At 41.4% G+C, this 20,027-nt stretch carries 17 protein-coding genes, 1 tRNA gene and 1 pseudogene; 12 read left to right on the top strand and 7 right to left on the bottom strand.

The genetic code is table 11. The annotated features are described in order from the left end of the window. Positions 1-202 precede the first annotated feature (202 nt). From BDD43_RS23230 to BDD43_RS23220, 3 genes are all read right to left on the bottom strand, one after another. Complete coding sequence (locus tag BDD43_RS23230; protein ID WP_121200215.1) at positions 203-1,807, bottom strand: Na+/H+ antiporter; 1,605 nt, start codon at positions 1,805-1,807, stop codon at positions 203-205. Positions 1,808-1,890: 83 nt separating this feature from the next. Continuing rightward, complete coding sequence (locus BDD43_RS23225; RefSeq protein ID WP_121200213.1) at positions 1,891-2,577, bottom strand: DUF2461 domain-containing protein; 687 nt, start codon at positions 2,575-2,577, stop codon at positions 1,891-1,893. Positions 2,578-2,590: 13 nt separating this feature from the next. Then, positions 2,591-3,766, bottom strand: coding sequence for a metallophosphoesterase (locus BDD43_RS23220; protein WP_121200211.1), 1,176 nt, complete (start codon positions 3,764-3,766; stop codon positions 2,591-2,593). A 198-nt stretch (positions 3,767-3,964) separates the two neighbouring features. Here BDD43_RS23220 and BDD43_RS23215 point away from each other — a divergent pair, with 198 nt between their 5' ends. Next, positions 3,965-5,119 (top strand): phosphotransferase enzyme family protein, encoded by a 1,155-nt coding sequence (locus BDD43_RS23215; RefSeq protein WP_121200209.1) that lies wholly within the window; start codon positions 3,965-3,967, stop codon positions 5,117-5,119. Positions 5,120-5,271: 152 nt separating this feature from the next. Further along, complete coding sequence (locus BDD43_RS23210; RefSeq protein WP_121200207.1) at positions 5,272-5,703, top strand: Hsp20/alpha crystallin family protein; 432 nt, start codon at positions 5,272-5,274, stop codon at positions 5,701-5,703. A 115-nt stretch (positions 5,704-5,818) separates the two neighbouring features. Here the strand turns inward: BDD43_RS23210 and BDD43_RS23205 are convergent, their stop codons facing one another. Genes BDD43_RS23205 through BDD43_RS23190 form a run of 4 tightly spaced genes read right to left on the bottom strand, consistent with a single transcriptional unit; the run spans position 5,819 to position 12,898 of the window. Next, positions 5,819-8,206, bottom strand: a complete 2,388-nt coding sequence (locus BDD43_RS23205; protein ID WP_121200205.1) for a hypothetical protein — start codon at positions 8,204-8,206, stop codon at positions 5,819-5,821. 4 nt (positions 8,207-8,210) lie between these two features. After that, positions 8,211-9,395 (bottom strand): DUF4249 domain-containing protein, encoded by a 1,185-nt coding sequence (locus BDD43_RS23200; RefSeq protein ID WP_162847157.1) that lies wholly within the window; start codon positions 9,393-9,395, stop codon positions 8,211-8,213. Positions 9,396-9,399: 4 nt separating this feature from the next. Beyond that, positions 9,400-12,171, bottom strand: coding sequence for a TonB-dependent receptor (locus BDD43_RS23195; protein ID WP_121200202.1), 2,772 nt, complete (start codon positions 12,169-12,171; stop codon positions 9,400-9,402). Between the two features lies 1 nt (position 12,172). Then, the gene (locus BDD43_RS23190; protein WP_121200200.1) at positions 12,173-12,898 is read right to left on the bottom strand and encodes a hypothetical protein; all 726 of its coding nucleotides are present in this window, start codon (positions 12,896-12,898) and stop codon (positions 12,173-12,175) included. Positions 12,899-13,477: 579 nt separating this feature from the next. On the opposite strand from BDD43_RS23190, the gene BDD43_RS30240 reads away from it, so the two are divergent. From BDD43_RS30240 to BDD43_RS23150, 10 genes and pseudogenes are all read left to right on the top strand, one after another. Then, positions 13,478-13,564 (top strand) — tRNA-Ser (locus tag BDD43_RS30240). A gap of 250 nt (positions 13,565-13,814) precedes the next feature. Beyond that, complete coding sequence (locus BDD43_RS23185) at positions 13,815-15,032, top strand: site-specific integrase (protein WP_121200198.1); 1,218 nt, start codon at positions 13,815-13,817, stop codon at positions 15,030-15,032. Positions 15,033-15,142: 110 nt separating this feature from the next. Further along, positions 15,143-15,922 (top strand): hypothetical protein, encoded by a 780-nt coding sequence (locus BDD43_RS23180; protein WP_121200196.1) that lies wholly within the window; start codon positions 15,143-15,145, stop codon positions 15,920-15,922. Between the two features lie 172 nt (positions 15,923-16,094). Then, the gene (locus tag BDD43_RS23175; protein WP_121200194.1) at positions 16,095-16,391 is read left to right on the top strand and encodes a helix-turn-helix domain-containing protein; all 297 of its coding nucleotides are present in this window, start codon (positions 16,095-16,097) and stop codon (positions 16,389-16,391) included. A gap of 111 nt (positions 16,392-16,502) precedes the next feature. After that, positions 16,503-16,769 (top strand): annotated as a pseudogene (locus BDD43_RS23170) (helix-turn-helix domain-containing protein). Continuing rightward, complete coding sequence (locus tag BDD43_RS23165) at positions 16,766-17,077, top strand: hypothetical protein (protein ID WP_121200192.1); 312 nt, start codon at positions 16,766-16,768, stop codon at positions 17,075-17,077. Before BDD43_RS23170 ends, BDD43_RS23165 begins: the two are co-directional and overlap by 4 nt. 16 nt (positions 17,078-17,093) lie before the next feature. Continuing rightward, positions 17,094-17,252 carry a hypothetical protein gene (locus tag BDD43_RS30235; protein ID WP_162847156.1) on the top strand — a complete coding sequence of 53 codons (159 nt, stop codon included), beginning with the start codon at positions 17,094-17,096 and terminating at the stop codon, positions 17,250-17,252. Positions 17,253-17,502: 250 nt separating this feature from the next. Next, a complete protein-coding gene (locus BDD43_RS23160) occupies positions 17,503-17,916 on the top strand; it encodes a plasmid mobilization protein (protein ID WP_121200191.1) in 414 nt (137 codons plus the stop codon). Next, positions 17,913-18,809, top strand: coding sequence for a relaxase/mobilization nuclease domain-containing protein (locus tag BDD43_RS23155; protein ID WP_121200189.1), 897 nt, complete (start codon positions 17,913-17,915; stop codon positions 18,807-18,809). Before BDD43_RS23160 ends, BDD43_RS23155 begins: the two co-directional genes overlap by 4 nt. Before the next feature lie 50 nt (positions 18,810-18,859). Beyond that, the gene (locus BDD43_RS23150) at positions 18,860-19,543 is read left to right on the top strand and encodes a hypothetical protein (protein ID WP_121200187.1); all 684 of its coding nucleotides are present in this window, start codon (positions 18,860-18,862) and stop codon (positions 19,541-19,543) included. The last annotated feature ends 484 nt before the right edge of the window (positions 19,544-20,027 follow it).

The raw sequence follows: 20,027 nt of genomic DNA, 5'->3' as shown, positions 1-20,027 counted from the left end.
GGGTTATAAATTTTGTTTTTTTGCTGATATTACTGTTAAGTTAATAGTACTACGTCTTGAATCAAAAGTTTGATGTCTTTTTTTTTACTTAAATCTTGTGGCTGAAGACTATCCGCCATTACACAATTAAAATAATACTCTTCCTTTTTGGGGGACTGATGCTGCTTTTTTGTTTGCCTTATTGTTTATAAGCGGTTTAATATCACGCTTCAAAATGTTGCCGCAGTTTCTCTTCCTCTAAATCCAATAGGTCCATTTGTTGCTTTACCAGTTCGTCGCTAATGTTTTCTTTTTTGTTTAGGGTTTGCAACAGGGCGCGCTGCTCTTTAATTAGCCGGGCCATAATCATGCGGTAATCTTTATAAAAGTCATCGGCGCGGGCCTCATTGCCGTCTTTGTTCCAATCTTTTAATAAATCCATATCGGCGGTGTAGCGTAGTTTGAGGGCTTTTACCATGTCGTTGTTTTCGGTCTGCTCTTTATAATTACCATCTAAAATGGATAGCGAGAGGTGCGATAACTTTTTGCGCACCAGTTGCCGCTGTTGTTCCATGGTAATGGTTAAGTCGGGATCGGGCATGTTAACCCATTTAACCAGTGCGGGCAGGGTTAGGCCCTGTAATACTAAGGTAACCATGATAACCGCGAATGTAATAAAGAGAATAAGCTCCCGATTAGGGAATGCCTTGCCCGAACTTAAAGTTACAGGTATGCTTAACGCTGCCGCCAGCGAAACCACGCCCCGCATACCCGTCCAACCCAATAAAACGGGAGCTTTCCAGCCCGGGTTTGGATCTACTACGGTAATAACTTTGCTCATCACCATGGTGATAGCCGTGGCACCAAAAGTGCTGGCAAAACGCGTTAATATTAATACGCCGGTTATAATAAGGCTATATGTAACGGCTGGCCAAACGTTGGTGCCCAGGTTTTTAACAATAACCGGAAACTCTAACCCGATAAGAATAAAAACAAAACCGTTTAATACAAAGGCTACGGCTTCCCAAACGTTTACACCCTGCAAGCGGCTTCGGTGTGTTAAAAACTGGTGCCGCCTTGCGGAGAGGAAAAGGCCGCCACTTACAACCGCCAGCACGCCCGAAAAATGAAATTCTTCCGCAAGCATGTACATGGCGTAGGGTGTAACAAAGGTAAGCACTACATCAATATTAGTTGAGGTTGGCAGCCAACGGTGAAGGGTATAAAATATAAGCGCAACAGCAAGGCCAATAACAATGCCCATTGCAATTACCAATACAAAATCGGTAGCGGCTTGTGTAAAAACAAAAGTGCCCGTTAATACCGCCGCCAGTGCAAAACGGAACACAACCAAACTGGATGCATCATTGGCAAGGCTTTCGCCCTCTACAATAGTAATAAAGCGTTGGGGTACTTTAATGTTTTTTAAAATGGCGCTGGCCGAAACAGCATCGGGCGGCGAAACAATGCCTCCCAATAAAAAACCTGTTGCCAAAGTAAAGCCGGGTATTAACGCCGATGACACAAAGGCCACTACGCACGAGGTTAAAATTACCACCGGGAAGGCAAAACTGCTAATAACTCGTCGCCATTTCCAAAAGTCTTTCCAGGATGTGTTCCATGCGGCTTCGTATAGCAGGGGTGGCAAAAAAATCACAAAAATGAGTTCGGGTTGTATCTCAATTCCATGTAAAAAGGGCACAAAGCCCAATGGTAGCCCAACCAATACCAATAAAATAGGGTAAGCAACCTTTATTTTTTGTGCCAGCATCACCACAAATAAAATAACGATAAGCAGGCAGGCGTATTGAACAACGGTTTGATGCATAGGCTAATACAATAATTAAATTACACTATTAAAGCGGGGGCGGTGCTGCCCAACTTAGCCGGCGCAATACCCTGTATAATTGTTTAAATGCTAACGCCATTTACATCGGCACTTAGTACCTCGCTCATGTAATTTAAAAAGGGTCGCATTTCGCGGAAGGTTTGGCAGGCGGTATCAAAAAAAGGTTGGCTCAAAACTTCTTCATCGGTAAAACGCCGTATAACCAAAAATTGTTTGTAACGCAGTAAATCTATAGCATTATGAGTAACATCGTACCCTTTAGGGCTGGTTTTTAAGGTTTCGCCCTGCAAGGTGCCAAAATTTTTGACGAATGATGGTGAGTTTAAAATGTTGCGCAAAGGCTCGGCACTAAAGGCAATATCATCACGAATTAACTTTAAATCCTGCGCGTTTGGGCTCCAAAAACCAGCTAATAAAAAGTTGTTTCCGGGTTCAAAATGGTAGTAATAACCGCCGCGCCTATATTTAGTGGCGCGGCGAAAGCCGCCCGTCCAGTTGGCTTTAAAAGGTGTTTTATCTTTAGAAAAACGCACGTCGCGGTAAATACGGTGAAGGCTTTTTTTGCCGCTTGGCGTTTCAATAACATCGTGCGTGTTAAGGTTTTGCAGCATAGCGTGGGCAAAGCCTTCAACCAGGGCTAACTCCTTTTGGTAAGCCTCTTTGTTTTGGGCAAACCACTCGCGGTTATTGTTAAGTTTGAGCTGCCTCATCAAATTAAAAGACGAGGCGGGGAGTACAGGGCTAATCATGCCTGCAATTTAGTTATTTGCGCCTTAACGTAATAACGGCAACCTCCGGCCAAATGCCAACACGGCCCTTTAAGCCTAAAAAGCCAAAGCCCCGGTTAACATACAGGTAGCGGTTTTTTTTATGATACAAACCCGCCCATTGCTTGTAAACGTATTTAATAGGGCTCCATTTAAAGCCAAATAACTCAATACCAAACTGCATCCCGTGCGTGTGGCCTGCAAGGGTAAGATCGATCCGTTTTTCGTGGAGCAGGGTTTTGGCCTCCCAGTGGGAAGGATCGTGCGACATGAGTATCTTAAATTGGTCGTCGTTAACGGTTTCGGTGGCTTTAAGCAGGTCGCCATATTTATGGAAACCGCCTTTGCCCCAATTTTCTACACCAATTAAGGTGATAGATGCGCCGTCTTTCTCAATGCGCACGGCTTCGTTTAATAACAATTTAAAGCCTATTTGGCTATGTACTTGTTTGAGCTGGTTAAGGTTGGCTTGTTGATGTTCGGGGCTTTCCCATCGGATATAATCGCCATAATCATGGTTGCCTAATACCGAATATTTGCCGAAAGGCGCAGTTAATTTTGAAAATGCAGGTATCCACGCATCCATTTCCGAAGCCTTATCGTTAACCAAATCGCCTGTAAACAATATCAGGTTGCTGTTTTGGGCGTTTGCCAAATCAATGCCTTTGTTTACGCCTTTTTCGCTGGTAAAGCTGCCTGCGTGAATATCAGAAAGCTGGGTTAAGGTAAAGCCATCAAAAGCCTCCGGCAAATCGGTAAAATAGAGCGTTTCGCGGTGTACCCTGTAGTGGTGCCTGCCACGTGTTAGGCCAAACAGCAAACCAAAAAACGGTATGGCGGCAACAACAATGGTTAACTGGCTCACCCATGCGCTACGTTGCGGAAAGCTGCGAAACAAACGGGTTATATCTTCTAGCAACAATACAGGGATACCAATAAGTTTAGGAATAAATGACAACAGCATCAACGCCATTAACCACGAAATAAGCTTAGGTGAATGCTTGACACCCAAACTTATAACGGCAAACAGAATGCCGGCGGCAATTAAAACATCGGCCAGCCAGTAAGCTAAAAATACGTTGCTGTTGTTGGTGAGGGTATGGATGGCATTAAAAAAATACAGATCGGTAAAGAGCCAGAGTAAGATAATGATGGGAATGCGTTGTTTCATGTAATGGGTAAACGATTGAAAGCCAAAAATACTTTAAAGCTAAGGGCCGTTAAATTTTATATAACGGCTTTTTGGCAAAACAGTTGGGATAAAACTACACAATTGTTGCCCTAAGTTATTTTATTTATTTGCATTGGCCCTGATGTTTGTATTTTAGTAGCAGCCGTGTATGGTTAAAGGTAAAACAGCGTTATAGTTATGGAAAACGACATAGAAAAAGATCAAAATATTATTAAACTTGCTAATAACTTTACTATTACCGGAGTGATAGGAGGTATAAAACCCTTTGGTTCGGGACATATTAATGATACTTACCGCATTTGTAATGCTGATAAAAACGAGCCCGATTTTTTGTTGCAACGCATTAATCATCATATTTTTAAAGATGTTGGGGCTTTAACGGATAATATTTTATACGTAACCAATCACATCAAAAACAAGCTCAGGCTTATACCTGGCGCCGATATTGATAAACAGGTACTCACGCTAATAAAAACCGGTAACAATTTATTTTACCACAAGGATGAAAACGGCAATTACTGGCGCATGTACCGTTTTATGCAAAATACAAAAAGTTACGATGTGGTAACCACCACCAGGCAAGCCTACCAGGGTGGTTTGGCCTTTGGTAACTTCCAAACCATGCTTGAGGATGTTGATGCATCAAAACTGACTGAGATTATTCCGGATTTTCATAATATTTTGTTCAGGCTTAAACAGTTTGAGCAAGCCATGAGCGAGGATAAATTTAACAGGGTAAAAGATGTAAAGCCCGAAATTTTATTCATCAACCAACATGCAGATGGCATGGCCGAGATTGAGCGCATGGGCAAAGCAGGCCAATTACCGCTGAGGGTAACGCATAACGATACCAAGTTTAACAATGTTTTATTAGACGAAAATGATGTTGCCCAATGTGTGATAGACCTTGATACCATTATGCCCGGTTACACTGCTTTTGATTTTGGCGATGCCGTTAGAACCATCATCAATAGGGCACCCGAGGATGAAGCCGACCTTGAAAAAATACAATTGAATATGCCGCTTTTTAAGGCATTTGCCGAAGGCTTTTTGAGCCAAACCGTGCAATACATGGGTGCTGCCGAAATCCGCTCGTTGGTAAAGGGTGTGCTGTTGCTTCCTTACATGATTGGTGTACGTTTTTTAACCGACTATTTAAATGGCGATGTTTATTATAAAGTAAAGTTTGCCGGGCACAACCTTCAGCGTGCGCGGGCGCAGTTTCAACTGGTAAAAAAACTGGAAGAAAACTATGCGGAGTTATATGCCATTGTAATGCAAACCGTAAACGATAATAAAAGCAGTAACGGAACCGAAGATTTAACAAGTTAAAATAACGGTGCAGGCATAATGGCGGGTATTTATTTGCAGCGGCGTTTGTTATTTAATGTTGGTGATAAAAGTCAGTATTAATTGTGACAACCGTCATGTAGTTTGGTGGGCAAAGTGCCGAGATTTACATTGTAAATTAAACAGTATCAGCCATGTCAACAATAACAAAATCAACAGCTATTCCATCAGTAAAATCAATGATGGAAGATTTTTGGAGCCCGGATAGATTTTTTGATAAGCATATCCGCGAGCGCGAATTATTACCTGCCGTAAACGTGCGCGAAACAAAAAACCATTACCAGGTAGAACTTGCTGTGCCGGGTTTTAAAAAGAACGATTTTAAAATAATAACCGAAAACGGCTTTTTAACCATTGCCGCCGAAAGCGACGAAGAGAAAACCGAACATAAAGAAAACTATACCCGCAAGGAGTTTTCGTACTCGGCCTTTACACGCACTTTTAATTTACCCGACGATGTGATAGAGGATAATATTAATGCCAGTTACCATAACGGCGTTTTGAGCCTTGAAATAAAAAAATCGGGCAAACAGCTAACGGCAAAAAAACAAATTAAAGTTGATTGAGAATACCCAAGCAAATTATTTAGGGTTTTGTTTGAAGATTTTATAAACACCAATAGATACCTTAAAGTGCCTATTGGTGTTAACAAATTTAGAGCTAACCTTAGGGGTTTAAAAGCTATTTTTCTACATCAAAAATAAAGGTTTTGCTGCCTGTATAGCCATCGGCGGTAATTCCTTGTACAATACCAATATAACGACCGGGTTCATCTGATGTATAAAACGACATTTGGGTATTGCCCTTTAAATCGGTAATTACGCCTGGCGACCAGTAAAGCAAATTCCTAAAATCGGGAATACGGCTTTTTACCTTGTCATCAGTATCATACACGGGCGAGTAAAACTCCCTTTGCAATTGCATGCCTTCATAATCAAGCACAACAGCATGAGGGTTAATTTCAAAACCAGCCATATCGCCTTTGTAGGTAGTAAAGTTTAATATACCTTCAAACGTTGATGGGCCTAAATAAAAGCGGCGGTCAATATCTTCCAGTTTTCGTACTTTAAGTGGGTCAATGGCCATAACCCTATCCATATTAAATATGGGCACACCGTCAAGCATCACCAAAGGGTCGTCGCTTAAAAACACACCCTGGTCGCTTTTTACTTTAATATGAAAGCGTTTTTGAGTTTTTACCACGTTTAATTCGGCCACGTATTCGCGTAGTACCTCTTCCATTGTTGTAAAGCGGGTAAAATCATCAAGCAGGTAGGTTTTGCCTTTGCCATAAAAAGCCATACTATCAACACCGGGGCTGTAGTACTGTTTTAGTTTGGCACCCGAGTACAGGTTTTGCGTCTGCATGTTGATACTGTTATTTTCGAGCGAACGTTTCAGGCTGGCGTTCAGGCTGAAATTAGACAAGGTATCGGTTGAGTATTGCTCGGAGAAGGGGCTTAAAATATCCAGGTGGTAAACACTATCTTTTTCGATACCCAATTGTAAAACCAATTCGTTTGGCCCGTAAAAGTCTTTGGTGTTAAATAGCAGCCTGCCCGTACTGTCAGATACGGCACTGTACAATTGTACCTTTTTACCTGTAGCTGCCAGGTAGGCAATCATGCTCGGCACAGGCTTATCAGTACCGGCCTCAGTTAGTTTAGCAGTTACTAAATGACCATTGTATTCGGGCGAAAATTTGAAAGCGGGTGCGGGGCCGCTAAGTACATCGTTCCATTTAAATCTGCTCCAGCCCTGGGTCATCATCAAATTATCCAAAGCTTCGTCGCCTTCTGCATTGTTGTTTTTTAAATAATAATCTGCATTTTCAATATTGCCTTTCAATTCGGCCTTTAGCCACAAGTAACTTGATATTTGAGCCGGTTCATCCGTTTGTAACGAATCGAGCTTGTAAACCGATACCGATAAGTTTGCCGGTAATGGTTTTTCAGCGTCATTTTTGGTATTTACATCCACGCTAACTTTTTTACGCATATGGTAGGTTACCCTATCGGCGCTGGCACTTACCACTAATTGTTTGGGCCTTTTAAAGTATAAACGTTCGCAAAGCGGTGTTTTTTGGCTATTAAATAGAGTAATGTGCGATACACCATCGCCCAGTTTGCTTTTATCTATCATCAATTTAGCACTTCCGTTGCTTAACATAGCCGTTTCGGCAACCTTAACAAACTGGCCACTATTGGCCAAAACATAAATGGGTTCGTTTTCTTTACCGCTCAGTTTAGCATTAATGGTAACCGCCAACTGGTCGGTTCCGGCGTCGGTTAATTGCATTACATAGCCTTGTTTATTAATTTCGGGCAGGTCTTTAATTAATGCGTTGGTTTGGCCTATGCGTATTACCGCTTTGTAGCTGTTATTGGCCAGTGGTGTAAAAGTAAAACGGCCCATGCCGTATTTAAAGGTGTTAAACTTTGCTACGGTATCGTTACGCTGGTTTATCACCACGCCGCTTATATCAATACCTTTGCCATTAGGGCCAACAGCTTTAAAGGCAACCCTGCTTTTTAAGCCGTTAACCAAATACCCGCCTTCGGGAAAAAACCTGATGTCGTTATCGGCAACACTTTGCCGTACTGTTGCAACCGGCGGCGTTAGCGGATTAACGATAGTAATAGCCTGCTCAAAATAGAGGTTGGCATTAAAGTTTTTCATTAAGTTGGTATAGGCCCGCAATTTATAGTTGCCGTTTGTTGCCGTTATGGGTATGTAAAACGAGCCGGTGCCAATGCCGTTAATTAAATTTATTTTGGCCTGCAATAAAGGTGCGTTTTTATTATCAAGCACTTCAACATAGGCAATTTTGCTAATATTAACCGGCTTGTTTAAAGTTGCGCTAACGGTATAAACCTTAAACCACAATATTTCGCCGGTTAAAAAAAAGGATTTATTAACGTGTACAAAAACTTTCTCCTGCAAAACCTGGCTGTGGTATTGGTTAAAGCTGCTGGTTATCCCATCTACTATTTGGGCGCTTACCGCTAACGGGAGTGTTAAAAGCAACGCTAACACTGTTTTTTTAATTGTATATCTAATATATTTCATAGTGTTATTTCCAAAATGCAGGTTGTTTATTTACCCCTCTTAATGTGCAATCGCCACACAATCTGCTGGTTCGCGAATAACCCTTAATTTGTGTTCCACCCAAAACAGCATCAATTGCGATATATAGTGGCGGAATTACTTCCAGAGCTGCTTTAACATCATTGGAGCCACTCTTTGGGTTAGAAAAATAAAGCGTGTCTATTGTACTGCATTGTGTTGTACCCGCCACAAGCCAACTGGAGGGCAAGCTACTTTTACTTATAAACACTCTTTTGCTTTGAACCGTACCAACACTAAGGTATCCAATTACAGGTTCGGTGGCATCTGCAGTATTGTGGATGTTTCCTTGAATAGCACTTGGCTGCGAGTCAAAAATACTGCCTAAGTCTTCGGTATTTTTCTTTAGCATGGTCCAAAAGTTATAAGCGTCGGTGGTAAGTGCATATTGTTTTAAAATGATGCTGTATTTTATACCTATTTTTTCGGAGTTTGAAGGGATTGCTATTATTGCATTTTGATAAATTACATCTTGCGATAATTTGGCTGTTGAGCCTAATAATATGGTACTTGAGGAATTGCTTGCCCAGCACGTAAATATCTGCTGATCGGCAGTGCGCGGAACCATGGTTATACTGGTTGGAGTTGATTGTTGCGGCATGTAATTAGATACGTAATTAGCCTGAAACTGCCACGTTTCCTGGTAACTCCAACGGTAATAGCGGGTGTTGTTAGTGGCATCATGGGCGTTATTATACACAGTTATGCCATCGCTATTCATGGTATAGCCAATGCTATCAATAGGCGGTGCGTTTTTTACCTCAACATAATCAGATAAGTAAGTTTTGCCGTTTGTTGTTTTTATGCTTAGGCGATACTTTCTCGAGTTATCCAAATTTAAACCTATAGCCACATAATTACCGTTTGTTGTTTCTGTTAGGTTATAAGTATTGTTTTGATCGCTTTGCACGGTAACTATTGCCTTTAATTCGGGCTTGGTTGTTGTTTTTGCGGCAAGGGTTACGGTGCGGCTCAGTTTTATTATCGTTGAATCGGCACCCGAGTTAATTGCGCCGTCTACAACTAAATAATTATAGTTGGTAGTAGTGGCGTCGGGCAAATAAGGCTTTTTACACCTTAAAGCTATAAGCGATATTATTGTTAGTAAAACGTATATATATGTTCTCTTCATTACCTTAAAACCTAATGTTGTAATTAATAAACGGAATAGCCGAAGCAAATATGGATAGCTGGTACCCATTAATTACGCCGCCTTGCGAGCTAAAATAGGTAGAATATGCATTTTGCCGCCCTGTAACGTTGTATATACCAATGGTCCAGTCGCTATGGGTTAATTGTTTTATGTTGTGGTTACCATCAATATTGATAGAAAAATCTGTTCTAAAGTAGTCGGGAATACGGTAGGCATTCCGGTCCGAATAAATTACCCTGTCCGATCCGGCATAGTTAAACTTAGCTATGGGCAATGTAATTGGCCTGCCCGTGCTGTATGTGGTGTTGAGCGAAAAACTTACGCGGTGTGTAAACCTGTAATTACCCGTAAAGTTAAAATCGTGTGGTTTATCATAATTGGCCGGATAGTAGTCGCCGTTGTTTATCAGTTCGCCGGCAGTTGGGTCGTCTTGTTTTAAGAAAGTGCGCGAGTAGGTGTAGCTTAATAAACCGTTTAATTTACCGCTTTTTTTACGGATCAAAAACTCAATGCCATAAGCTTTACCTTGTGTGTTAATTACATCGGTTTCTATGTGGTGGTTAAGCAGCAAATTGGCGCCGCTTTTATAATCCAGATAGTCCTTAATGTGTTTATAATAAACCTCTACCGAAGTTTCGATCGTATTTGATCTCAAATTTTTATAAATCCCAAACGAAAGCTGATCGCCGTATTGGGGTTTGATATTAGGATCGCTCAACTGCCAAACATCGGTTGGAGATATGGAGGTTGTATTGGTAAGCAAATGAATATATTGCCTTAATGTGTTGTAGGAAGCTTTTAGCGAAAAATCGCTGCTAACGCTGTAGCGTATGGCAGCCCGTATTTCGGGACCATGGTAGGTGTTAATAATCTGGTTCTTTTTATAAGTTACGCTATCTACCAGGTTTGCACTTGTGCGGGGCAGGTTAGGCGCATAGTAATTAACCGTTCGCGGCCCTAAAAAGTTATATAACGAATACCTCAAGCCTAAATTAAGCGATAGCTTATCGGTTATGTCAAATTTATCTCCGGCGTATATAGCACTTTCTAAAGCTTGTTCGGCAGGTAGCACATCAGGTTTTTCCAGCGATGCTGTACCTACCGGCTGTAAATTGCCTTGTTGTAAGTTGTAATAAATAGAGCTAACACCAAAATCAATAGTATGCTTGGCACTGGCGTAATAATTAAAGTCGGCCTTAAAATTCGATTGGTTGATTTTGAAATCTAAATTATAAGCATTGATAGGCACGGCAGCACTGTTAATGCTATATTGGTAGCCCTGGTAAGCCCCCGTTACAACACTGTATAACTTATTGTTAAAAGTATGCTTCCACTTTAAGGCAAGGTTTTTATTGCTGTAACTGTATGATGTATCGCCATTAAGCTTAAAGCTATCGCTACTGATGTAGCCATACAGGTACAAGTTGTTTTTCTCGTTTATTTGATGGCTAATATCAAGGTTTATATCATAAAATGATGCTTTACTGTGTTTATAGGTTTCGGGTAAAAATTGAAGCAGCCAGTTAGAGTAGGTGGTACGCGCGCCAAATAAAAACGATGTTTTATCTTTCACAATAGGTCCTTCAAAACTTATGCGGCTGGTTAGTAATCCTAAACCTGCCGTGCCTGTAAATTTCTTTTTATTGCCTTCGCGGTCGTTCACATCTAAAACCGAAGCTAAACGGCCACCAAATTTTTCGGGAATGGTACTTTTGTAGAGTTGTACATCCTTAATAATATCGGGGTTAAATGCCGAAAAGAAACCGAAAAAGTGGGCCGGATTATACACTACGGCATCGTTCAATAAAATCAGGTTTTGATCTGCCGAGCCGCCGCGCACATTAAAGCCGGTAGTGGCCTCGCCAACAGTTTGCACGCCGGGTAATATTAAAACAGCCCTTAACACATCGGCTTCGCCAAAAATTGCGGGTATTTCTTTAATACTTTTAATATCCAAACGGTTAACACCCATTTCCAGGCTCCGTACATTCGCAATTTTTTCGGCAGAAATCTTTACTTCTTTGAGCGTTAAAATTTGTTCCTGCAATTCAATATTCAGTTTACCATCCGAGTATAAAATAACCTGCCGACGGGTATCGCGGGTAACCATTGAGCGGATTGAGAGTATATGTTTACCCTTAGGCATGGTTAGTGAGTAAAACCCAAACTGATCTGTAGCTACCGCCGATTTACTGTCGGCCACGTAAATGGTGGCCCCAATAATAGGTTCGCCGGTTTTAACATCGCGTACATAGCCGGCAATGGTGGCGTTGCCGCTTTTAATGTCGTTTGTTTTTATACCAATCTCGTAGGTTTTGTTTTCGGTAGTGGCTTCGGGTATTTTTTTCTCTTTTTCGTCGGTAATAAAATCAAGCGACTGTGTACCGTTTAATTGAGGCGTTTTTGCACGGTGCCCAAAAAAACCATCGGCAAGTTCTGTTTTTATTTCGTGCCCTTTGCTTAACAAAACACGTTGGCCAGGTACAATAGCATAATAATAGTTTGTGTTTTGAAAAGCAAGGTTAAGCACCGTGGCTAGCGGTTTTTGATTAACCTGTAGGGTTATTTTAAGGCTATCAAACAATTTGGGCTCAAAATAAAAATGATAACCTGTTTTAGTTTCCAAATCATTAACAAACTGCTGTATATCTGCATTTTGTAAACTTACACTAATGGGCTGCTGCTCATTTACCTGGGCGCGTACCAATTGGCATAAAAAAAACGAAAAAATTATTGTTAGGTAAATATGCCGCATATTAATTTGTTAAGCTGTCGTAAAAAGCAGCTAATAATTTGGCGCTGCCGGCAGGGTCTTTTTTAAACTTAATGTTATTGGTATCAATGTATTGCTTCAATTCTTTCTTTTTGTCTTTTAAAACACTTATCAAGGCTCCCTCGCTATTTATGCTATAATAGGTATTACCTTTTTTTAAAAAAAAGGAAGCGTTTTTACTATAGTATTTTTCAACATGCTGCTCAACCGATGTTATTTGGATAATTTTTTCGGTTTTTTTAAGTACCCTCAGCTTTTGGTTATAAAGCTCGTCGTAAAAGCCGGTTTTTAGGTTGGTGGTATCGCCGGTAATGCGCACGTAATGGTGGTTATCCATGTTAAAATAATTAACAAACTCGTTTACCAGGTTATATTGCGATACCTTATTGGGCAATAACGATAACAAAACACCCTTATAAATATCGTATACCAAGGGCACGTTTTTATACACTATACCGCCGTAGTTAACCTGGCTGTTTACAAACCGCAGTGTATCCTGCAAATAAACGTTTCCCTTAACTGTTGGGTCGTAAGGTATGGGTTCAAAACCAACATACAATGGCGATTGCTCCCCAATTATTTTATAAAAGCTGGCCACCGAAGCATAATATTGCAAACTATCGCTTTTTGCAGCCTGGCCATAACCCATGTTAATGGCCGTTACGCTTAAAAAGCTTAGTAATGCAATTTTTTTAATTGTTTTATTCATTTTTTAGAATAGATGATTGCAAAAACATGTTTTATTTAAAAATATGATATTTATATCTTAAAAAAACATACAGATTTTAAAGGTAACAAATACTATGCAACATAAAAATTTATATCTGTTTGTAACATTAGTTTTATACAAAAAATCTTAAAGAGGCGTGTTTTGACAAATTATTTGCAATTAAATAAGTATTCTACAGTCTTTTTTATCTGAAAAATTGAATTAAGCGAAATTTTGGAAATTGAACAATTCGGGCTTGTGAAAACCAATAAACACGCCTAAGCCACCAAAGTGGAAGTTAAAATGCTGAGCTATGTTTTGTAATGATGATTATGATATCGGCATATCAATACCCTAAATAGCGGGTTTGGTTTTAAGCTTAAGATAATTATCTTTGCGGGCGTTTACAAAACAGCAGTTGGCAGTAAGTTGCGAAAAGGCTGTAGTAAACAAAAAAAAGCAACACGTAAGGTACTGTAACAGGATATTTGAAATTGGACGCAAATCCATTTTTAGTTTAAACTAGCAAGCAAAATCCTGCCCCTCAGCGGGATTTGTTTTTTGAATTACGTGTTATCCGGAGAGGTGTCAGAGTGATCGAATGTGCCTGATTCGAAATCAGGTGTACTGTTAAAGGTACCGGGGGTTTGAATCCCTAGCTCTCCGCAAATAACCCTGTCAAAAACAGCTAAAAGCCTGCAAATCAAATGATTGCAGGCTTTTCTTTTGGTGCCAAAACTCCATTTTATGCACCAATTAGCAACAAAAAAGTGCGTATTTCGGTGCGTCAATTTCCAGTTATACCCTACGCACCGAATTTGATATATTTATTTGATTATCAGCATGTTCAATCATTGAACATCTTGACAAAAGTTAATTGCAGACTTAGTTTTGTTTCACTTTTAATGTTATTATTATGAAAACTAAATTCAGTTTGTTATTTTACATCAGAAAGCCAAAAAACTACGTAAGCGGCCCCATGCCGGTATGGGTACGTATCACCGTGAACGGCAAACGTTCCGAAACCCCGTCAGGTCGGGATTGTGAACTGGCGCAATGGAACAGTGCCGCAGGCCGCCAAAAAGGCACAAAGGAAGAAGTAAAATCCTTTAACGCATATTTAGACGACCTGCAAAGTAAAGTTTATGAGGCCCACCGTCAGTTGACCGAAACGGATGTGCTTATTACTGCTGAAACCATCCGTAATAAATTCATGGGCAAGACCGAAAAGCCCCGCTCCCTGATTGCTATTTTTAAGGAGCATAATCAAAAGATGGAAGCCCTGTTAGGTAAGGAATACACCAGAGGTACATTGTGTCGCTATAAAACCTCTTTAAAGCATACGCAGGACTTTTTAAAGTGGAAGTATAACCTGACCGATATTGACATTAAGCAAGTTGACCACGCCTTTATTACGGAGTATGAGTTTTATTTGCGTTCCGAAAGAAAATGTGCAAATAATTCCGCTGTTAAGTACATTAAAAATTTTGGCAAGATCATCCGTATTTGCCTGGCTAACCGCTGGCTGACCTACAATCCATTTTTAAGCTATAAGAACAAGATCAAAACCGTTGACCGGGTTTATTTAACAACCGAAGAATTACAGGAAATGGCGGCTAAGGATATGGCTACCGACCGTTTGACACAGGTGCGTGATATTTTCCTTTTCTGCTGTTTCACAGGTTTGGCTTATGCGGATGTAAAAAAGTTGCGCAGGTGGGAAATTGTAACCGGTGTGGATGGTGAAAAATGGCTTTCAATCAACAGGCTAAAAACCGATGTACCATCCCGCATCCCGCTATTGCCAACAGCTATGACTTTGATACAACGTTATGCCGATCATCCTCATTGCGAGAACAGCGGGCGCGTTTTACCGGTATTGAGCAATCAGAAAATGAATAGCTATTTAAAAGAGATAGCGGACGTATGCGGCATTAATAAACCCATCACCTTCCACATTGCCCGCCACACATTTGCCACTACGGTAACGCTGTTAAACGGCGTGCCGATTGAAAGCGTATCCAAGATGTTAGGCCATACCAACATTCAGACTACGCAGCACTATGCTAAAATATTGGATATTAAGGTTGGTGCCGATATGGCTTTGCTAAGGCAAAAATATTCAGCGGTGTAACAGGCTTCTTTTTCTATTTTGTCTAACAAGGGCGGTCATTGATATGGCCGCCCTTGTTGCTTTTCTGTTATTTATAATAAAGCTTTATTTTTGAATAAATCTATCTACTTATGAGCGTCACCTATTTTAAACCGCGTGATCGTTTTGGTTTTTCAAAGGATACGCTGGACATCGGTAATCCCTTGCAATGGGATCGTAAACATTTTTTGAAGCACCTTTTTAAAAGGGTGTTTGCGATCAGTGAAGATCGCATTGAAGAATTTTACCAACGCCACCTGGCTCATTACTTGGCAAAACATACCGATGGCAGTGAAGAGATTTTCTTTAAATATTTATGGGGTTTGATCGAAAGGCAATTAAAAGTATTGATGGGAAAAAACATTTACGATAAAGACCACATCGAAAACGAGCGGCAGATCAGGCAGCTTAACCTATTTACCGACATGCTGATCTCTGTTGACCGCTGGAATATTCACAAATCCAACGATACGGTCGTTGTACGGCAAGAGTTTGAAATCATTGCGCTTAAAACACAGGTGGCAGACTTAACAGCGGAACTGAAAGAGGCCCGCCAGTGGGACGGTTATATTATCGTCAGAGATGGTCAGGGGTTGGCTGTACTTGACCTCTGCATACAAATGCAGGAACTGAAATCTACGGATGGTAGAGAATTATTGATCACCCCTGCACAGAACACCTGGGCAAAGATGATCAGCAAGTACTTTAGGGAGATTGATGAAGAAAACACAGGTCAACTAAAAGAAATTAAAGTAGACAAATTAAGGTATTATTTGCGAGGCCTTGATCCTAAAGATTTGCTAAAACGGGAGAATGAAATACCCGCAAAACACAAACTTTACACGATCATACCAAAAAAAAAAGGCAAATAGTCCTTTATGTTGCTTGTTGGCATATCCAAAAGCAATAGTTCTATATCAAATTGATATAGAGTATTTTAATTGTCTGTTTTAGGTATAGCCAAACCCCTTCAAATTTACCACGCAGTCGTCGTGGTAACAAAAAGACAGTTCCATAGCATTCTTTTGTTCCAAAACAAAGGCTATGGAAATTATCAACGAACAAGCCCTTAGCCAGTGCGTCAAGGATGCAGTAAGGGCAGAACTACAACAACATTTTAAAACAGCGGGCAGCCCAGGCCGGGCAGCCGAAGAACGGCTATTGTCCAAACAGGAACTTGCCGCCGATTTAGGCGTGTCGCTCGTGACATTGACCGATTGGATGAAAAAGGGCCTGCCCTTTTTGCGGCTGCATAAACGGGTTTATTTCAAAAAGAGCGAGGTGCTGGAAATCATGCAGCAAAACAGTAAGGTTAAGAAAGGAGGTAAACCATCATTGTAAACCAGGCGCTTACATACAAAATTAGGGGACACCCCATACAAGTTACCAAGCAATAAAAAATGACTTGTACAAATTTGCACAAGGATTATTCATCATCAACATATATCAGCTATGACAGCAATTGAAATCGTGACCAGGGAAGATTTAAAACAATTTAAAAGTGAATTATTAACGGAGATCAAACAGCTTGTTAAACCGGAACAAGGGCAAGCTAAACAATGGCTTAAAAGCGCAGAAGTACGTAAGCTACTGAATATCTAACCGGGCACCCTGCAAAATTTAAGGATTAACGGAACGCTCCGTTATACCAAGATCGGCGGGATGATCTATTACAAATTGGAGGACATTACCAAGCTATTAGAGGGAGGCCAACCATGATACCAGCAGCAATCCAACAGGAAGCAGCCGACTATAGCCGATGGGTTAGGCGCATGAGCGTAGACAGCAGAATACTGGCTACTCATGTAAGCCTGTTTGCGGGCCTGTTCGTTTGCTGGCAGCGGAGCGGATTTGAAGATCCGTTTCCCGTTAACCGGAAAACGCTAATGGCTTACAGCCGTATCGCATCAATAGCGACCTATCACAAGTGCATCCGGGAACTGGACGAGTTTGGGTACATCCGTTACATGCCATCCTACCATCCGATAAAGGGAAGTTTAGTTTACTGGCCGGATTGGTCGGGCTAAGATTCGCTAAGCCCAGATGCAGCACCAAAGGTGCTTGCATCTGAAAGAACAACGGTCAGATCAGCAATACCGCAGGCGGTATGCTGAAAGCCTGGCACCCGTAAGCGGGTGTACAAACAGCTCCGGCGGCAAGCCGCCGAATACAACGGGCGGCACCTTTGGTGCCACCGTTTAAACAGCCCGATAATCGCTTGCGATTATCGGAGAACCGCGAAAGCGGCAGGCCGCTTTTGGCGGGGCAGCACCTTTAGTGCTGCATCTACATCCTCTATATATATGGCGATAGCCATATATATAGATAGCGGAACAGGCCCTTGGCCTGTAAGCGGAGCCAGCTATGTTTCGGCCATGCCGAAACTTGCTGGCCCCCGCTCATGCTATCGCATTCGGGGGGGGGGTAAGGATTTTTTAACGAATTGAAGCTTATGGAAAGTGTAGTTAAAAAGATAACAAACATCAAAGACCCGGCCCCGTTGGGCCGGATTAATAAAGGCGGCCGCCCGAGCGTACCGCATAAGCGGCGCAGTAGTGTGAGCGTCATGTGCACGCTCATCGAGAAAAAGATCATTGAGGCCAACGCGAAACGCGTAGGCATGAATCCGTCAGTTTTCCTGCGGAACCTGGGGTTGAATACACGTATAGAAGTCAGGGTCAAGACGCTGCCCAAACCGGTTATGGAAATGCGCGGCACGCTCAATCACATTGCCGCCAACCTCAATCAAATCGCAAGGCGTCGCAATCGGGGCGATGATCTGAATGCGATGGAAAGGGCTTTGCTCGATCAGGATGTGCGAAGCCTGCGGGGCTTGGTGAAGAACATTAACGCCTATGTATCATGATCGGGAAAGTTGGCACAGGTAAAAGTTTTCGGGGTGTGTTGCATTACCTTTTTGAGGGCAGGCGGCAGGAAAGTAAAGAGTTGCAAATGCAGGAATTGGAAAAGAAGCTGGTAGAGGTCATTGCTTATAACCAATGCTTCGGCACTCGGCTGGAACTGGTACGGGAGATGATTGAGGTTTCCAAACTGAACCCTGAACAATCCAAGCCAGTGTTTCATTTTTCATTGAGCTTCGCTCACAGCGATGCGGGGAAGTTAGGCTTGCAGAATAAGATCGACATCGTGGAAAAACTGGCCGAAAAATTTGATTTTAAAGACCATCAATATGTAGTCGTAGCACACAGAGATACCGATCATGAGCATTTGCATATTGTCGCTAACCGTATCGGCTTTGATGGCAAAACCGCCAGCGATAGTAATAGCTATAAGCATGCGGCCGAGTTCGCCCGGAAAATGGAATTGGAATACAAATTAGAGCGGGTATTAAGCCCGAATAAGTTTTTGAAGCCTGAGCAAAGGGTTGCACAAAGCCAGCGTATTGATAACCGTAAGGAAGCCTTGAAAAAGCACCTGCAAGCAGCCATCAAGCAAAGTAAAGATGTGCAGCAGGTGAAAAAATACATGGAGCAACGGGGCTACGCAGTGGAGTTAGGCCGGGGTATCGCTTTTACCGATGCGCAGTACGTTCGTTTCAAAGGCAGTCAGGTCGGCTACGCCTTGATGGATATTGAGAAAAAGCTCAAACAGGAACATCTTTTACAGCAGCAGCAGGAACAAAACAGGCAGGCGCAGTTACTAAGACAACAGCAGGAGGAATTAAAGAAACAGCAACAGCAGGAAAAGGAACAACAGCAACAACAAGTACATCAGCATACCCCAAGCATAGGCCGGTGAGCGATACTTATTTACAGTGAACAGATTTATTACTATTTAATGATAACATCATGAAACCAAATGAAGAAACCCCAATAGATGAGATCACCTTAACATCTGTGTTAAACGAGCATGCCACAGACTTAAAGGAGATCAAAAATTTCATAAAAGAACAACAGCAGCAGATCGATCAAAAGAATGCGCTTATTGCGGAAAAGGATAATCATACCCAAAAACTGATTAGCAACTTTGAACAAAAATATCAAAAGATCGAGGTAACGGTACCCGCACCGAGTACTTCAACCATTTCCAAAATTGCTAGTGACGGTATGGAAAATACCAAAACGTCTGTTATGCAGGTATTGAATGCGGCCTTTTCCAAGAACAGGATCTTGGTATTGCCGGAGGATGCTGGCAAGGGTTTTATAAAGACTATGGCAAAGCGCAGTATGTACTTAACTGCCATAGCTATTGTGGTTGGCCTTGTTAGTTGGTTCGGCTTCCATAATTGGTATAAGGACAGCCAGAACAGCCGTTTCCGCAAAGCCTGGTACTGGAATTATTTGATTGCAGATACCACTAAAAGGCAGAAATTACAGAACCAACTGGATAGCCTGAATATATCGACTATCAATGAATACCGGACGGATAGTATACAACGGTATCTGAAAGTACAGGCAACGGAATTGAGGATTAAGCAATTAGAAAGGGAGGCAGACAGTTTGAGGAAAATAAAGGGGCAAGCCCTGAAATAATAAACTTCTTTAAAGTTAGATGAAAAAAAATTAATTTTATCGGAGTTTTATATAGTAGGCACCAATTTATTTGATCAAATTGAATGATTACGTTATTGAAAAAACACAAACTTGGTTTAACTAATAGTTACAGAAGTGGTGCGATTTTTAGCTGGTTGCAAGATCGGCTTTCCGGTAGCCCGATGGACTTATAGGTAGTAATTACCCTCTGCGATTATGGCGCCAGGTTCTATGATCCTGTGATGGCACGTTCTACCACAGTTGACCTGAATATTAAAGATGGGCGGAAAGCACATCGCCTTATGATTATGTCTTTGATAGTTCCTGTAAAACTAACTAATCCTGATGGTAGAGTACCTACTGATAATTATAATTAACGTGTTGTGCGATTGCAATTAAGAATAAAAACGGATAAAAAGTTTCTTGTTTTCAACCGCACAGCACGATATGAGTTAAACGCCTATTTCAAATCCTTTTTATTGTT

Source organism: Mucilaginibacter gracilis (assembly GCF_003633615.1).
GTDB classification, from domain to species: Bacteria; Bacteroidota; Bacteroidia; order Sphingobacteriales; family Sphingobacteriaceae; genus Mucilaginibacter; species Mucilaginibacter gracilis.
This window is presented reverse-complemented; position numbering and strand designations above follow the sequence as displayed.